The sequence below is a fragment of the Mesorhizobium sp. M00.F.Ca.ET.216.01.1.1 genome (assembly GCF_004010325.2).
In the GTDB taxonomy this organism is placed as follows: Bacteria; Pseudomonadota; Alphaproteobacteria; order Rhizobiales; family Rhizobiaceae; genus Mesorhizobium.
The window spans coordinates 169671-185540 of the sequence record NZ_SADR02000005.1 but is presented as its reverse complement, the minus strand read 5'-3'; the positions used below and the strand labels follow the sequence as shown (position 1 = coordinate 185540).

The window sequence follows — 15870 nt, the reverse complement described above, 5'->3', positions numbered from 1 at the left end:
GTGAAGAATCATGAGACAGACCTGGCGCTGGTTCGGACCCGACGACCGGGTCACGCTCGCTCATGTCCGTCAGGCCGGCGCTGTCGGTGTCGTCAGCGCGTTGCATCATCTGAATGACGGCCGCGCCTGGCCGGCGGATGAGATCGCCAAGCGCAAGGCCGAGATCGAGGCAGCAGTCCTGACCTGGGACGTGGTCGAGAGCATCGTCGTCCATGAAGACATCAAGACGCGCAGCGGCCGCTGGTGCGAGCTGATCGACAATTACAAGGCCTCGATCCGCGCCGTCGCTGCCGCCGGCATCAAAACCGTCTGCTACAATTTCATGGCGATCACCGACTGGACGCGCACCGATCTCGACTATCCGATGCCGCATGGCGGCACGGCGCTGCGGTTCGACATCGTCGAATTCTGCGCCTACGACGTCTTCGTCCTCGAACGCAAGGGCGCCGAGGCCGACCATCCGCCGGCGCGGATCGAAGCCGCGCGTGCGCGGCTGCAAGGCATGAGCGAAAGCGACTTGGCAAGGCTGGAGCGCAACCTGATCGGCTGGGTGCCGGCGCGCGAATTCATCTTCGACCGGGCAAGCTTCCGCCGCGCGCTCGACCTCTACAAGGACATCTCCACCGAAGGCTTGCGCGAAAACCTGTTTGCCTTCCTGCGCGAGATCGTGCCGGTGGCGGAAGAGGCCGGCGTCAGGATGGCGATTCACCCCGACGATCCGCCCTTCCCGCTGTTCGGCCTGCCGCGCATCGTCTCCAAGGCTGCCGATGCTCGCGCTCTGCTCGAGGCCGTCGCTTCGCCGGCCAATGGGCTGACGCTATGCACCGGCTCCTATGGTGCGAGCGCGCAGAACGACCTGCCGGCAATGGCCAAGGAATTCGCGGAAAACATCCATTTCGCCCATCTGCGCAACGTCACCAAGGAGCCCGACGGCTCCTTCCACGAGGCCGAGCACCTCGACGGCGACACTGACATGGTCGCCGTGGTTTCGGCGCTGCTGGCTGAGGAGCGGCGGCGCAAGGCGGCAGGCAGGGCGGACTGGGAGATGCCGATGCGGCCGGACCATGGCCATGCCATCGTCGACGACATCGGCAAGAAGGTGAACCCCGGCTATTCCTGCATCGGCCGGCTGAAGGGCCTGGCCGAACTGCGCGGCGTCATGCGCGCGGTTGAAGCGCTGACGGTTTGAGGCAGCGCCTGATGGGCAAATAAAAAGCCGGGCGATGCCCGGCTTTGAGTGACGACAAAATGAGCTTTGCCTACGCCGGCGGGATGGCGCTTTCGAGCGTTGTGAGCTGGCTGAGGAACTGTTCCGCCTTGCTGCGGACCTGGTCGTCCTTGGCGTCGGCGGCGTCTTCCCGGGCTTCCTGGATGCGGCGGGCAAGGTCGGCGCGGTCGATGTCGCCGACGGCCACCGCCGATTCGGCGAGCAGCGTGCAGCCGGCCGGAACGATGTCGGCGAAGCCGCCGAACACCACGTAGCGTTCTTCCTTTCCGGCTGCGCTTTTCACCGTGACGACGCCCGGCTTGATCGTGGTCATCACCGGCGCGTGATGAGCCATGACGGTCATCTCGCCTTCGGCGCCCGGGATGACGACGGACTCGACCTGCTCGGAAACCAGCAGGCGCTCCGGCGAGACCAGTTCGAATTTGAAAGCTTCAGGCATGCCAACTTAGCGAATGGTGAATGGTGAATGGTGAATGGTCAGAAAAGAACGACCGTCCCTCAGTCCCGATTTCCTGTCCGCTACTCCCCATTCACCATTTCACTATTGACCATTCACTCTTTAAGCTGCTTCGGCCGCCAGGCGCTGTGCCTTCTCGACCGCCTCGTCGATGCCGCCGACCATGTAGAAGGCAGCCTCCGGCAGGTGATCATAGTCGCCATTGCAGAGGCCCTTGAAGCCCTTGATGGTGTCGGCCAGGTCGACCAGCTTGCCCGGGGCGCCGGTGAAAACTTCAGCGACGAAGAAGGGCTGCGACAGGAAGCGCTCGATCTTGCGGGCGCGGGCAACCGTCTGCTTGTCCTCTTCCGAGAGCTCGTCCATGCCCAGGATGGCGATGATGTCCTGCAGCGACTTGTAGCGCTGCAGGATCGACTGCACCTGGCGCGCGACCTGATAGTGCTCTTCGCCGACGACCATCGGGTCGAGCATGCGCGAGGTCGAATCCAGCGGGTCGACGGCCGGGTAGATGCCCTTTTCCGAGATCGCGCGGTTGAGCACGGTCGTCGCATCGAGGTGGGCGAAGGAGGTCGCCGGCGCCGGGTCGGTCAAATCGTCGGCCGGCACGTAGATCGCCTGCACCGAAGTGATCGAGCCCTTGGTTGTCGTGGTAATGCGCTCCTGCAGCGCGCCCATGTCGGTGGCCAGCGTCGGCTGGTAGCCCACGGCCGAAGGAATACGGCCGAGCAGCGCCGACACCTCGGAGCCCGCCTGCGTGAAGCGGAAGATGTTGTCGACGAAGAACAGCACGTCCTGGCCCTGGTCGCGGAAATATTCGGCAACCGTCAGGCCGGTCAGGCCGACGCGAGCGCGCGCACCCGGCGGCTCGTTCATTTGGCCATAGACCAGTGCCGCCTTGGAACCGGCGCCGCCGCCCTTCTTGTTGACGCCGGACTCGATGAACTCGTGATAGAGGTCGTTGCCTTCGCGGGTGCGCTCGCCGACGCCCGCGAACACCGAGAAGCCGCCATGCGCCTTGGCGACGTTGTTGATCAGTTCCTGGATCAGCACCGTCTTGCCGACGCCGGCGCCGCCGAACAGGCCGATCTTGCCGCCGCGGGCGTATGGCGCAAGCAGGTCGAGAACCTTGATGCCGGTGACCAGAATCTGCGCTTCCGTCGACTGCTCGACATAAGTCGGCGCCGGCTGGTGGATGGCGCGCATCTCGATGCCGTCGACCGGGCCTTCCTCGTCGACTGGCTCGCCGATGACGTTGATGATGCGGCCGAGCATGCCCGGGCCGACCGGCACGGTGATCGGCGCGCCGGTGTCAAAGACCTCCTGGCCGCGGACTAGACCTTCGGTCGAGTCCATGGCGATGCAGCGCACGGTGTTCTCGCCGAGGTGCTGGGCGACCTCGAGCACGAGGCGGTTGCCGACATTGGTCGTCTCCAGCGCATTCAGGATCGCCGGAAGATGGTCGCCGAACTGCACGTCGACAACGGCGCCGATGACCTGGCGGACCTTGCCAGGCACGCCCACTTTGACGGAAGCGGTAGGCGCCTTCGCCGCAGCGGTCTTGGCGGGTGCGGCCGCCTTCTTGGCCGGGGCGGCCTTCGCCGCTGCTGCCGGTGCCTTTGCCGGTGCCGCCGCCTTCGGGGCCACCTTCTTGGGGGTCGCTGCTTTCGCCATCGTCTTTACCCTTTTTCGTCTCTTTGTTTCTCACGCAATCCGCTGGAAGGTCGGCGACCTTCCCGGGATCGCGCCTAGAGCGCCTCGGCGCCCGAAATGATTTCGATCAATTCCTTGGTGATCTGCGCCTGTCTCTGGCGATTGTAGGTGATCGACAATTTGTTGATCATTTCGCCGGCGTTGCGCGTCGCATTGTCCATGGCGCTCATCTTGGCGCCCATCTCGCCGGCTGCGTTTTCAAGCAGCGCGCGGAAGACCTGCACGGAGATGTTGCGCGGAATGAGGTCGGAGAGGATTTCGCCCGGCTCCGGCTCGTATTCATAGACAGCATTGCCGCCGTCCGTTGCCTCGGCGGCAGCGGAAGGTGCACCCGCCGGGATGATCTGCTGCGCCGTCGGGACCTGGCTGATCACCGACTTGAACTGCGAGTAGAACAGCGTGGAGATGTCGAAACCGCCCTCGTTGAACAGGTGGATGACTTTCCTGGCGATGGCATCGGCATTGGCAAAGCCGAGCGTCTTCACCTCGCGCAGGTCGACGCGTTCGAGGATCAACGCTCCGTAATCGCGGCGCAGGATGTCGAACCCCTTCTTGCCGACGCAGATGATCTTGACCTTCTTGCCGTCAGCCAGAAGCTTGCGGATGTGATCGCGGGCGAGACGGGCAATCTGCGAGTTGAAGCCGCCGCACAGGCCGCGCTCGGCGGTGCAAACGATGAGCAGATGCACGTCGTCCCTGCCGGTGCCGGTCATCAACGCCGGGGCATCGCCACCGCCGCCGACCGCTTGGGTGATGTTGGCCAGCACCGCGCCCATGCGCTCCGAATAGGGACGCGCCGCTTCCGCGGCTTCCTGCGCACGACGCAGCTTGGCCGCGGCGACCATCTGCATCGCCTTGGTGATCTTCTGCGTCGCCTTGACCGAGGCGATACGGTTACGAAGGTCTTTTAATGAAGGCATGCTTCAAACCTGATCCCGTCCGTCCGGCTTCGTTCAAGCAAAGGTCTTGGCGAAAGCGTCGATTTCCGCCTTCAGCTTGGCGCGCAGATCGTCCGACAGCGCCTTCTCCTTGCCGATGCTGTCGAGCACGTCCTTGCCGGCCGAGCGCATATGCGACAACAGGCCATGCTCGAACTTGCCGACTTGGTTGAGCGCCAGCTTGTCGAGGTAGCCGTTGACGCCGGCAAAGATCACCGCGACCTGCTCCTCGACCTTCAGCGGCGAGAATTGCGGCTGCTTCAGCAGCTCCGTCAGGCGTGATCCGCGGTTGAGCAGGCGCTGCGTGGCAGCATCGAGGTCCGAGCCGAACTGCGCGAAGGCCGCCATTTCGCGGTACTGCGCAAGCTCGCCCTTGATCGAACCGGCGACCTGCTTCATCGCCTTGATCTGCGCCGAGGAACCGACGCGCGACACCGACAGGCCGACATTGACCGCCGGGCGGATGCCCTGGAAGAACAGGTTGGTTTCCAGGAAGATCTGGCCGTCGGTGATCGAGATGACGTTGGTCGGGATATAGGCCGACACGTCGTTGGCCTGCGTCTCGATGATCGGCAGCGCGGTCAATGAACCGCCGCCATTGTCGTCATTGAGCTTGGCGGCGCGCTCCAGAAGGCGCGAATGCAGGTAGAACACGTCGCCCGGATAGGCTTCGCGGCCCGGCGGGCGGCGCAGCAGCAGCGACATCTGACGATAGGCGACCGCCTGCTTCGACAGATCGTCGTAGCTGATCAGCGCATGCATGCCGTTGTCGCGGAAATATTCGCCCATCGTGCAGCCGGCGAACGGCGCCAGGAACTGCATCGGCGCCGGATCGGAAGCGGTGGCGGCGATGATGATCGAATAGTCGAGCGCACCGCGCTCTTCCAGCACCTTGGCGAACTGCGCCACGGTCGAGCGCTTCTGGCCGACGGCGACATAGACGCAGTAGAGCTTTTCCTTCTCCGGTCCGTTGTCGTGCACCGCTTTCTGGTTGAGCATGGTGTCGAGAATGATCGCGGTCTTACCGGTCTGGCGGTCGCCGATGACCAGCTCGCGCTGGCCGCGGCCGACGGGGATCAGCGCGTCGATGGCCTTGAGGCCGGTCGACATCGGCTCATGCACCGACTTGCGCGGGATGATGCCGGGCGCCTTGACGTCGACGCGCTTGCGCTCGGTCGCCTTGATCGGGCCCTTGCCGTCGATCGGATTGCCGAGCGCATCGACGACGCGGCCGAGCAGGCCGGGGCCGACGGGAACGTCGACGATGGCGCCGGTGCGCTTGACGGTGTCGCCTTCCTTGATGTCGCGGTCGTTACCGAAGATGACGACGCCGACATTGTCGGCTTCGAGGTTGAGCGCCATGCCGCGGATGCCACCGGGGAATTCGACCATCTCGCCGGCCTGGACATTGTCGAGGCCGTAGACGCGGGCAATGCCGTCACCGACGGACAGAACCTGACCGACTTCGGAGACCTCGGCCTCCTTGCCGAAATTCTTGATCTGGTCTTTCAGAATTGCGGAAATTTCCGCGGCGCGGATGTCCATCAGCCGACCTCTTTCAGTGCAAGCTTGAGCGAATTGAGTTTGGTTTTGAGCGACGTATCGATCTGGCGCGAGCCGATCTTGACCACCAGCCCGCCGAGCAGCGACGGATCGACGGTGACGGCGATCGCCACATCCTTGCCGGCGACGCTTTTCAGCGCCGCCTTGAGCTCGGTCTGCTGGGCCGCCGTCAGCGCGTGCGCCGAGGTGACCTCAGCGGCGGTCTCGCCGCGATGCTCGGCGGCGATCTGGCGGAACGCCTTGATCATGCCCGGCACCGCGAACAGCCGGCGGTTCCTGGCGACGACGCGCAGGAAATTGCCGGTGAGGCCGGTAATCCCTGCCTTGTCGGCGATCGCCGCGATCGCCTTGGCCTGGTCCTCGCTGGAGAACACCGGGCTCTTGATCAGGCGGGAAAGGTCGGCGCTGCCTTCGAGCATCGCTGCGAAACTATTGAGGTCTGCCTCGACCTTGGCAACCGAGTTTGCCTGCAGCGCGAGCTCGAACAGCGAACCCGCATAGCGTTCTGCGACACCTGAGATTGGCGATGACGATTGGGCCACGGACCGTCTTTTCTCTTGTCTGACAGGCCGCAGATTGTTGGCGCGAGCGAAAACTCTGGCTAAATCTTTGACCTTACTGCATTTTTCCAAGCACGGAGGCGCGGCTTCCGCTATCCCCGGCCGAAAGTCGATTGCCGTCTAGCACAGGGCTTTTAAGACCGCAATGCATCGTCCTGCATGGTTTCAGGCACTATTGTCGCATCCGGCGGCGGAGTTCAACAGCCGGTCCCGGATTAGCCCCTGATTCAGGGCAAAAAGCCGAAGGCGAAGCCGAGTGGCAGCGCCGCCAGCACCAGTTCCACGACGATGGAAGCCCAGTTGAAAGGCGTGTTGGCACTGTCCGACATCATCGACAGCAACCGGCCGAAGGCGGTGAACAGCCAGGAAAAGCCGAGCGCCATGTAGAGCAGCGGCTGCGCCAGCAGGATGCAGCACAGGCTGACGCCGAGATAGAAGCCGGACATCCTGCCGCGCCCCTCGGCGATCGCCGCCGCTTTCTCCGGCTTGACCTGTAGCCGCAGGATGCGGAAGGCAAGCCCCGGCGCCAGGAACAGCAAAAGGCCGAGCAACAAGGTAACGACGGCGCTCGACCATGCCAGCCACTCGCCCTGACTCACCGGCCATGGAAACGCAAATTCCATCTTGTCCCTCGAAAATGCCTGTTCGAAATTCCGGGCATTCTAACGAACGAAAAGACCTGCGCCAGATGGCGGTTGGCAATTTAGGAGGAGCGCATCAACCCAGAACGAATTCGATCGCCGCCTCGGCATGAAGGCGCGTCGTATCGAACACCGGAATACCGAAATCCGGCTGACCGATGAGCATGGTGATCTCTGTGCAGCCCATGATGACGCCGTCGATCTTTTCCTCGCTCCGCATGCGGGCGACCTCATTGAGATAGGCCGCTTTCGATTGTCCGCTAACGATGCCCTGGCAGAGCTCGTCATAGATCACCTGATGCACCATTTCGCGCCCGGCCTGGTCCGGCACCACCGGCTCAAGGCCATACTTCTCCGTGAGCCTACCCTTGTAGAAATCCTGCTCCATGGTGAACCGCGTCGCCAAGAGAGCCGGGCGTTTGACGCCGGCTTCAGTGACCGCGACGGCGGTGGCGTCGGCGATGTGGATCAGCGGGATCGACACCGCAGCCTGCACCTGGTCGGCGAGCTTGTGCATGGTGTTGGTGCAGATCAGCAGGCATTCGGCGCCGGTCGCTTCCAGCTTGCACGCCGCCTCAACGAGAAGCACCTCGGCGCCTTGCCAGTCACCGGTATGCTGCCGCTCTGCAATCTCGGCGAAGTCGAACGACCACAGCAGCAGCTTGGCTGAATGCAGCCCGCCCAGCCGCTCACGCACAATCTCGTTGAGCAGGCGGTAATAGATCGCCGTCGATTCCCAGCTCATGCCGCCGATCAGGCCAAGGGTTTTCATGACGGGCTGCTCCTTTTCCTGTGCAACCCCTATATTGTGACCACATGAGACCACAAGGAGGTCGAAGTGAAAACGATTCAGCTTCGAGAGGCCAAGGCAAGACTCTCGGCACTTGTCGAGGCCGCGGGGGGCGGTGAGCCTACTATCATCACCAACCATGGCAAGCCGACTGCCATGGTTGTCCCGATTGATGAGGGGCGAAAGCTCTATCCACAAGACAGCCAAAAGGCCTTTGTGGACTTTCTGCTTCAGTATCCCGGCGGCATCGAATTTGAGCGAAACGAATCGCCATCGCGGGAAGTTGAGTTTTGAGCAACTATCTGCTCGATACATCTTTTCTCTCGGCCTTTGCGTCTGGCCACCCTGCGCTTCCGTCACATGCGCAGAAGTGGGTTGCTGAACAGCGAGAGCGTGGCTCCTGGCATATGTCGTCGATCGTGGTTTTGGAGGTGGAAAGAGGAATCGCGAAACTCGAGCGATCAGGTGGCCATGCTAAGGCAGAACGCATCAGTCTCTGGTTCGAAAATCTGGTCATCGAGTTCAACCAACGCATCCTCCCAGTCGACGCGGCCGTCGCGCGAGAAGCTGGACGGCTGGAGGATGCCACTATCGCGCGGGGCTTCAGTCCGGGCCTGGCAGATGTCGTGATTGCAGCGACTGCCCGTTTGAACGACCTTTCTGTGCTGACAGCCAACATCCGGCATTTTGCCGCTCTCGATGTGCCTTACCTGAACCCGTTCGCCGAGGGTGGTGCGGCAGTGTAACCCTTCGTCCTGGTCCTTACAAAAAGCTTTGTGGGTCGATGTCGACCTGTACCCTGACCGAGCCGCGCTGCTTCGGTCCCTCGGCCAGCATAGTGCGGATGAACCCCTGCATGTCGGCGCGCCGCTCGCCCTGGATCAACAGGCGAAAGCGATGGCGGCCGCCGATCAGCGATAGCGGCGCTTCGGCCGGACCGAGCATGGACAGGTCGGTAGCCTGCGGCGCGGCGCGGCGCAGGCCCCTTGCATGCGCCTCCGCTTCCGCCCGCGTCGCAGCGCTGACGATGACGCCGGCGAGCCGGCCGAAGGGCGGCAGCGCCGCCCGCTCGCGCTCGGCGATCTCGCGCTCGTAAAAGGCCTCGGCATCGCCGGAAACGATCGCTCGCATCACCGGATGGTCGGGCTGGAAGGTCTGCAGCAGGCCGAGGCTCTTCTTGCCGGTGCGGCCGGCGCGGCCGGTCACCTGGCTGAGCAGTTGGAAGGTGCGCTCGGCGGCGCGCGGGTCGCCATTAGCAAGCCCGAGATCGGCGTCGACCACGCCGACCAGCGTCATATCAGGGAAATTGTGACCCTTGGCGACGAGCTGCGTGCCGATGACGATATCGGCCTCGCCATTGGCGATCGCTTCGAGTTCGAGCCGCAGCCGCCGCACGCCGCCCATCAGGTCGGACGACAGCACGATGGTGCGCGCGTGGGGGAAATGCGCAACGACCTCTTCGGCGATGCGTTCGATGCCCGGCCCGCAAGCGACCAGATGGTCGAGCGTGCCGCATTCCGGACAGGCCTCGGGCCGCCGCTCATTGTGCCCGCAATGATGGCAGACGAGCTGGCCGCGGAAGCGATGTTCGACCAGCCAGGCCGAGCAGACCGGGCAGCCGAAGCGATGGCCGCAAACCCGGCATAGCGTCAGCGGCGCATAGCCGCGGCGGTTGAGGAACAGCAGCGATTGCTCTTTTCTCTCCAGCGTCTGCCGCATCTGGTCAAGCAGCACTGGCGACAGGAAGCCGCCGCGCGCCGGCGGCGCTCGCCGCATGTCGATCGTCTTCAGGTCGGGAAGTGCCGCCTCGGCAAAGCGTGCCGAAAGCACCGCCCTGCTGTAGCGGCCTTGGCTCGCATTGACCCGGCTTTCGACCGACGGCGTCGCCGAGGCGAGCACGACCGGAAAGCCGCCGATATGGCCGCGCACCACCGCCATGTCGCGCGCATTGTAGAAGACGCGATCCTCCTGCTTGTAGGCAGGGTCGTGCTCCTCGTCGACGACGATCAGGCCGAGTTCCCTGAACGGCAGGAACAATGCCGAGCGCGCACCGGCAACGACCAGCACGCCGCCTTCCGCCACCTGCCGCCAGACCCTTTCGCGCATCCTTGGCGGCAGGTCCGAGTGCCATTCCGCCGGCTTGGCGCCAAAACGCTGCTGGAACCGCTCGAGGAAGGCGTGCGTCAGCGCGATCTCTGGCAGCAGGATCAGCACCTGCTTGCCCTGGTCGAGCGCCGCTGCCACTGCTTCGAAATAGACTTCGGTCTTGCCGGATCCGGTCACCCCGTCGAGCAAGGTGACGCCGAACAGGCCGGCCGCGACATTGGTGCGCAGCATGTCGGCCGCATCGGCCTGGTCCGGCATCAGCGCCGGTATGGCGTAGCTCGGATCGGGTGCTGCGACCACTGGTCGCGGCGGGATCATCACGGTCTCGAACACGCCTTGCGCCTTCAGCCCGTCGATGACCGTCGACGACACGCCTGCTGCATGCGCCAGGCCGGACCGCGTCCAGGCGAGCCCGCCTTCGGCTGTCTCCAGCACGCGCGTCCTCGCCTCCGTCATCCGGTCAGGCTGGGCGAAGGTGCGTTGCAGCCCCTCGATCCACGGTTCCGGGTCGAAGGCTTCCGGTGCCCGAAGCAGCATTCGCGCTACCATGCCGGGCGGCGACAGCGTGTATTGCGCGACCCAGTCGACGAAACGGCGCATGGCGCGGTCGATCGGCGGGCAGTCGAAGACCTGCTCGATCGGGCGCAGCTTTTTTGCATCGACCTTTTCGACGGCGCCGTCCCAGACGATGCCGGCAACCTGGCGCGGACCGAGCGGCACGCGCACGATCGAGCCCGGCACCACACGCATGCCGGCTGGCACGGCATAGGTGTAGGGCCGCTCGGCGGGCATCGGCACCAGCACCGGTGCGGCTGCGACAAAGGGCGAATCTTCGATCATGAGGCGTGACCTTGCCCCGACTTTCGTCTAGATCAAAGTCCGACGCCAAATGTGCCTGCCGGCACTAGAGCGACGTGCGTCCATCCGGACGCACAAAGTACGCTCTAGAACTTTAAACCTCGCATCGGCCCGAAAATCGAATTCGATTTTCGGGCCGATGCGACAGAAATCTTCAGGAGACCGTCATGAAATTTTTTGTCGACACCGCCGACGTCAAGGAAATCCGTGAGCTGAACGATCTCGGGCTGCTCGACGGCGTCACCACCAATCCTTCGCTGATTCTGAAATCTGGCGGCAAGATCTCCGAGGTCGTCAAGCAGATCTGCGACATCGTCGACGGCCCGGTTTCGTCGGAGGTCGTGGCGACCGAATACAAGGACATGATGGCGGAGGCCAAGATCCTGGCCAGGATCGCCGACAATGTCTGCATCAAGGTGCCGCTGACGCTGGACGGGCTGAAGGCCTGCAAGGCGATCCGCTCGGAAGGCAGGCTGGTCAATGTGACGCTGTGCTTCTCGGCCAACCAGGCGCTGCTGGCGGCCAAGGCCGGCGCCTCCTTCATCTCGCCTTTCGTCGGCCGCATCGACGACACCGGCTCCGACGGCATGGAGCTGATCGCCGAGATCAAGCAGATCTACGACAATTACGATTTCCCGACCGAGATCCTGACGGCTTCGGTGCGTACGGTGAATCACGTCAAGCAGGCCGCGCTCATCGGGGCGCATGTCATCACCGCCCCGCCGGCGACGCTGAAGGCGCTGGTCAAGCACCCGCTGACTGACAAGGGCCTCGATGCCTTCCTCGCCGACTGGGCAAAGACCGGCCAGACGATCAGCTGAGATGACGATCAGCTGAGATCAAGACCGCATATGCAAAAAAGGCCGAACAATCGGCCTTTTTCGTATGCGACCAATCTCAGGCGAGTGCTCGGCGATAAGCAGAACGGGTTCGATTCCGGCCGAACAATCCTAGCTTGCTGCCGTCTTTCCGTGCTTGACCAGATCCTGGGCAATGGACAGCCGCAGCAGATCGGCAAGTTCGCGCGCCGCGCGGTTCTCGGCATCGATCTGCGCCCTGTATGAGGCGAACTCCTGGCGCGGTCTGTCGAACGACGATGGTACCGAGCGCTTGCCGGTGGCGATCACTGCACCGGTCCTGGCGTCGGTCAGCACATAGTTCGCAGTCAGCGTCACCGTGCCCGCCGTCGGCTCGTCCTCGTCGGTCTGGACCTGCACCAGCGCGGCTGATTCGACCAGTTCGCTTACACCAAGATCGAGCGAATAGACCGGTGAGGCCGGCTCGCCCGCACCCTGGCCAAGCGCGAAGATCAGATTGTTGCGCACCTGCTGGGCATAGCGGGTCCCGACCGGCTTGACCGAAATCGACGCCAGTTCGGCCGCGGCACCGACCTGTGAGCCGGTAGTCAGCGGCGCGCTCGAATAGAGCGGACGCACGGTGCAGGCGGATACCAGCGCAACCGAGGCGACCAAGCCGCAAAGCGCGATGCGGCGCAGCAGGAGCGTCACTTCTGTCTTTTCCGGATCAGGCAACGACATTGACGATCCTCTGCGGCACGATGATCACCTTGCGGGGCGCCTTGCCTTCGAGCGCTTTCTGCACGAAGTCGAGCGCCAGGACCGCCTTTTCGACCGCACCTTGGTCTGCGTCGCGGGCAATTGTCAAATCGCCGCGCTTCTTGCCGTTGACCTGGACCGGCAGCACGATCTCGGCGTCGACGATAAGCGACGGATCGTAGGCAGGCCACGGCCGTTCGGCGACCAGGTCGGTGCCGCCGAGCGTCTGCCAGCACTCCTCGGCCAGATGCGGCATGACAGGCGCGATCAGGTGCACGAGGATCTCCACGGCTTCGCGGCAGGCAGCTTGCAGCGTCGGATCGGCCTTGCCTTCGGCCGCCTCGTTGAGCGGCGTGGTCAAGGCGTTGGCAAGCTCGTAGATGCGGGCGATGGCGCGGTTGAAGGCGAGTTTCTCGATATCCTCACCGACAGACTTCAGGATCTTGTGCGCTGCCTTGGAGACGGCGCCAGCCTCGCCCTCTTTCGCCGCCGCCGGCTTGATCGCGGCAAGCGTTTCTGACGCCATCGAGACCAGGCGCCAGATGCGCTGGACGAAACGGTGCGCGCCGGCAGCGCCTTCATCGGTCCATTCGACATCGCGCTCCGGCGGCGAATCCGACAGCATGAACCAGCGGGCGGTGTCGGCGCCGTAGCTGTCGGTGATCTCTTCCGGGCTCACCGTGTTCTTCTTCGACTTCGACATCTTTTCGAGCGGTCCGATCGTCGCCTCGTCGCCGGTGGCGATTTCGAAGGCGCGGCGTTTGCCGTCGGCCTCCTCCAGCCGCACCTCGCTCGGCGCAAGCCAGCGGCCATTCGATGCGCCGCCGACCCGATAGGTCTCGTGCACCACCATGCCTTGCGTGAACAGGCCCTTGAACGGCTCGGCCAGGTCGAGATGGCCGGCTTCGCGCATAGCGCGGATAAAGAAGCGCGAATAGAGCAGATGCAGGATCGCGTGCTCGATGCCGCCGATATACTGGTCGACCGGCAGCCATTCATTCGCCGCCTTGGGATCGGTCGGATCGTTCGCAACGGGAGCGGTGAAGCGTGCGAAATACCACGACGAATCGACGAACGTGTCCATCGTGTCGGTCTCGCGCCGCGCGTCCTTGCCGCATTGCGGGCATTTGACGTGCCGCCATGTCGGATGGCGGTCGAGCGGGTTGCCGGGCCGGTCGAACTCGATATCGTCCGGCAGCTTGACCGGCAGGTCGGCCTTCGGCACCGGTACCACGCCGCAATCCTCGCAATGGATCATCGGGATCGGGCAGCCCCAGTAGCGCTGGCGCGAAATGCCCCAGTCGCGCAGGCGGAAATTCACCTTGCGCTCGGCCATCGGCCGGTTGCCGACGGTTTTTTGCTCGAGCAGCTTCGCAACTTCGTCGAACGCCTGATCAGGCTTCATGCCGTCGAGGAAGCGCGAATTGATCATCACGCCGTCGCCGACATAAGCCTCGTCAATGATCTGGAAGCTTCCTTGATTCTCGCCTTCCGGCATCACCACCGGAATGACCGGCAGGCCGTATTTGTTGGCGAAGTCGAGGTCGCGCTGGTCACCGGACGGGCAGCCGAAGATGGCGCCGGTGCCGTACTCCATCAGCACGAAATTGGCGACGTAGACGGGCAGCGTCCAGTTCGCGTCGAACGGATGGACGACACGGATGCCGGTATCGAAACCCTTCTTCTCTGCCGTCTCCAGCGCCGCCACCGAGGTGCCCATGTGGCGGACGTCCTCGATAAACTTCGCCAGCGCCGGATCGGTCTCGGCAGCCTTCCTGGCCAGCGGATGATCGGCGGCAACCGCCATGAAGGAGGCGCCGAAGATGGTGTCCGGCCTCGTCGTGTAGACTTCCAGCTCATCTTCGCCGTCGACCGGCGCGGCCAGCGGCCAGCGGATCAGCAGACCTTCCGAACGGCCGATCCAGTTCGCCTGCATCAGCTTCACTTTTTCCGGCCATTCGTCGAGGCCGTCGAGCGAATCCAGCAGATCCTGCGCATAGTCGGTGATCTTGAAGAACCATTGCGTCAGCTCGCGCTGTTCGACCAGCGCGCCCGAACGCCAGCCGCGTCCGTCGATGACCTGCTCGTTGGCGAGCACCGTCATGTCCTCCGGGTCCCAGTTGACCTTGGAGGACTTGCGCGTTACCAGCCCCATCTCGACGAAATCGAGGAACAGCATCTGCTGGCGGTGATAGTAGTCGACGTCGCAGGTGGCGAATTCGCGTGCCCAGTCGAGCGACAGGCCCATGACCTTGAGCTGCTCGCGCATGGCGGCGATGTTCTGGTAGGTCCAGTCGTTGGGATGGACCTTGTTCTGCATCGCCGCGTTCTCGGCCGGCATGCCGAAGGCGTCCCAGCCCATTGGGTGCAGCACGTTGAAGCCCTTGGCCCGCTTGTAGCGCGCTACCACGTCGCCCATCGTGTAGTTGCGGGTGTGACCGATGTGGATGCGTCCCGACGGATAGGGGAACATCTCCAGCACGTAGTATTTCGGACGCGGGTCGTCGTTATCAGCTTCGAACAGCTTCTTGGCGTCCCAGGACTTCTGCCATTTGGGCTCTGACGCGCGTGGATTGTATCGTTCGGTTGCCATGACCGGTTTTTCACTTACAAGGGCGGCTTGAATGGGTTGGCCGGACCTTCACCATGGTTTGCCAAACCCGTCAACCATATGGGCACGCCGAGCGTTCAAAAACAGCGGGCCAAAACTAGCGGGATTTGGATATGGTCGATGCCGTCGAACAGTTTTTCGCCGTCAAGGCCAGGATCGCCGCCGCCGAGCACGAGGCCGGACGCGAAGCCGGCGCGGTGACGCTGGTTGCCGTTTCGAAGACCTTCGATGCCGCCGCCATCCGCCCTGTCATCGGAGCCGGCCAGCGTGTCTTCGGCGAGAACCGCATCCAGGAAGCTCACGCCAAATGGCCGGCGCTGAAAGAAGTATTCCCCGATATCGAACTGCACCTGATCGGCCCGCTGCAGTCGAACAAGACAAAGGAAGCGGTCGCGCTGTTCGATGTCATCGAGACGGTCGACCGCGAGAAGATCGCCGCCGAGCTCGCCAAGGAGATCGCCAGGCAGGGGCGGGCGCCAGGCCTCTATATTCAGGTCAACACCGGCTCTGAACCGCAAAAGGCCGGCATCGAGCCGCGCGAGGCCGTCGCCTTCGTTGCCCGCTGCCGCGCGGTTCATGGCCTCGCCATAGACGGGCTGATGTGCATTCCGCCGGCCGACGAGAATCCCGGCCCGCATTTCGCGCTGCTGGAAAAGCTTGCGCACGAGGCCGGCGTCGAAAGACTGTCGATGGGCATGTCCGGCGACTACAAGACAGCGATAGCCTTCGGCGCAACCAGTGTCCGGGTCGGCTCGGCGATCTTCGGCAGCCGTTAGCGGACACATCGTTGTTTGGCCGGGGCTGCCATCCTTGATATTCAGGCGTGTCGGGTATATATCTAGCCAAGCTAGC

At 63.6% G+C, this 15870-nt stretch carries 15 protein-coding genes; 5 read left to right on the top strand and 10 right to left on the bottom strand.

From position 1 onward, the window contains the following. Window positions 1-10 precede the first annotated feature (10 nt). A complete protein-coding gene (gene uxuA / locus EN859_RS09315; RefSeq protein ID WP_127853062.1) occupies window positions 11-1189 on the top strand; it encodes a mannonate dehydratase in 1179 nt (392 codons plus the stop codon). Window positions 1190-1259: 70 nt separating this feature from the next. Here uxuA and EN859_RS09310 read toward each other — a convergent pair whose 3' ends face one another. The 7 genes from EN859_RS09310 to EN859_RS09280 all read right to left on the bottom strand — a co-directional run bounded on the left by EN859_RS09310 (window position 1260) and on the right by EN859_RS09280 (window position 7869). Further along, window positions 1260-1667 (bottom strand): F0F1 ATP synthase subunit epsilon, encoded by a 408-nt coding sequence (locus tag EN859_RS09310; RefSeq protein WP_127853061.1) that lies wholly within the window; start codon window positions 1665-1667, stop codon window positions 1260-1262. Window positions 1668-1787: 120 nt separating this feature from the next. Further along, window positions 1788-3356 (bottom strand): F0F1 ATP synthase subunit beta, encoded by a 1569-nt coding sequence (gene atpD / locus EN859_RS09305; RefSeq protein WP_189501789.1) that lies wholly within the window; start codon window positions 3354-3356, stop codon window positions 1788-1790. Window positions 3357-3430: 74 nt separating this feature from the next. Continuing rightward, the gene (locus EN859_RS09300; RefSeq protein ID WP_127853060.1) at window positions 3431-4315 is read right to left on the bottom strand and encodes a F0F1 ATP synthase subunit gamma; all 885 of its coding nucleotides are present in this window, start codon (window positions 4313-4315) and stop codon (window positions 3431-3433) included. Between the two features lie 33 nt (window positions 4316-4348). Next, the gene (atpA, locus tag EN859_RS09295; protein ID WP_127853059.1) at window positions 4349-5878 is read right to left on the bottom strand and encodes a F0F1 ATP synthase subunit alpha; all 1530 of its coding nucleotides are present in this window, start codon (window positions 5876-5878) and stop codon (window positions 4349-4351) included. Beyond that, a complete protein-coding gene (locus tag EN859_RS09290) occupies window positions 5878-6438 on the bottom strand; it encodes a F0F1 ATP synthase subunit delta (protein ID WP_127853058.1) in 561 nt (186 codons plus the stop codon). Before EN859_RS09290 ends, atpA begins: the two co-directional genes overlap by 1 nt. Before the next feature lie 245 nt (window positions 6439-6683). Further along, the gene (locus EN859_RS09285; RefSeq protein WP_127853057.1) at window positions 6684-7079 is read right to left on the bottom strand and encodes a DUF4345 family protein; all 396 of its coding nucleotides are present in this window, start codon (window positions 7077-7079) and stop codon (window positions 6684-6686) included. 94 nt (window positions 7080-7173) lie between these two features. Then, a complete protein-coding gene (locus tag EN859_RS09280) occupies window positions 7174-7869 on the bottom strand; it encodes an aspartate/glutamate racemase family protein (protein WP_127853056.1) in 696 nt (231 codons plus the stop codon). 66 nt (window positions 7870-7935) lie between these two features. On the opposite strand from EN859_RS09280, the gene EN859_RS09275 reads away from it, so the two are divergent. Then, complete coding sequence (locus EN859_RS09275; RefSeq protein WP_127853055.1) at window positions 7936-8181, top strand: type II toxin-antitoxin system Phd/YefM family antitoxin; 246 nt, start codon at window positions 7936-7938, stop codon at window positions 8179-8181. Beyond that, window positions 8178-8633: a type II toxin-antitoxin system VapC family toxin gene (locus tag EN859_RS09270; protein WP_127853054.1), complete on the top strand. Its 456-nt coding sequence runs from the start codon at window positions 8178-8180 to the stop codon at window positions 8631-8633. Before EN859_RS09275 ends, EN859_RS09270 begins: the two co-directional genes overlap by 4 nt. Before the next feature lie 16 nt (window positions 8634-8649). On the opposite strand, the gene EN859_RS09265 is transcribed toward EN859_RS09270, so the two are convergent. Next, complete coding sequence (locus EN859_RS09265) at window positions 8650-10833, bottom strand: primosomal protein N' (RefSeq protein WP_127853053.1); 2184 nt, start codon at window positions 10831-10833, stop codon at window positions 8650-8652. A 185-nt stretch (window positions 10834-11018) separates the two neighbouring features. On the opposite strand from EN859_RS09265, the gene fsa reads away from it, so the two are divergent. After that, window positions 11019-11672, top strand: a complete 654-nt coding sequence (gene fsa / locus EN859_RS09260) for a fructose-6-phosphate aldolase (RefSeq protein WP_127853052.1) — start codon at window positions 11019-11021, stop codon at window positions 11670-11672. 129 nt (window positions 11673-11801) lie between these two features. On the opposite strand, the gene lptE is transcribed toward fsa, so the two are convergent. Together lptE and leuS are read right to left on the bottom strand one after the other, a co-directional pair. Then, window positions 11802-12389: an LPS assembly lipoprotein LptE gene (gene lptE, locus EN859_RS09255; protein WP_127853051.1), complete on the bottom strand. Its 588-nt coding sequence runs from the start codon at window positions 12387-12389 to the stop codon at window positions 11802-11804. Next, the gene (gene leuS / locus EN859_RS09250) at window positions 12376-15000 is read right to left on the bottom strand and encodes a leucine--tRNA ligase (RefSeq protein WP_127853050.1); all 2625 of its coding nucleotides are present in this window, start codon (window positions 14998-15000) and stop codon (window positions 12376-12378) included. The genes lptE and leuS overlap by 14 nt, the downstream gene beginning before the upstream one ends. Window positions 15001-15131: 131 nt before the next feature. Here leuS and EN859_RS09245 point away from each other — a divergent pair, with 131 nt between their 5' ends. After that, the gene (locus tag EN859_RS09245; RefSeq protein ID WP_127853049.1) at window positions 15132-15794 is read left to right on the top strand and encodes a YggS family pyridoxal phosphate-dependent enzyme; all 663 of its coding nucleotides are present in this window, start codon (window positions 15132-15134) and stop codon (window positions 15792-15794) included. Window positions 15795-15870 lie beyond the last annotated feature (76 nt).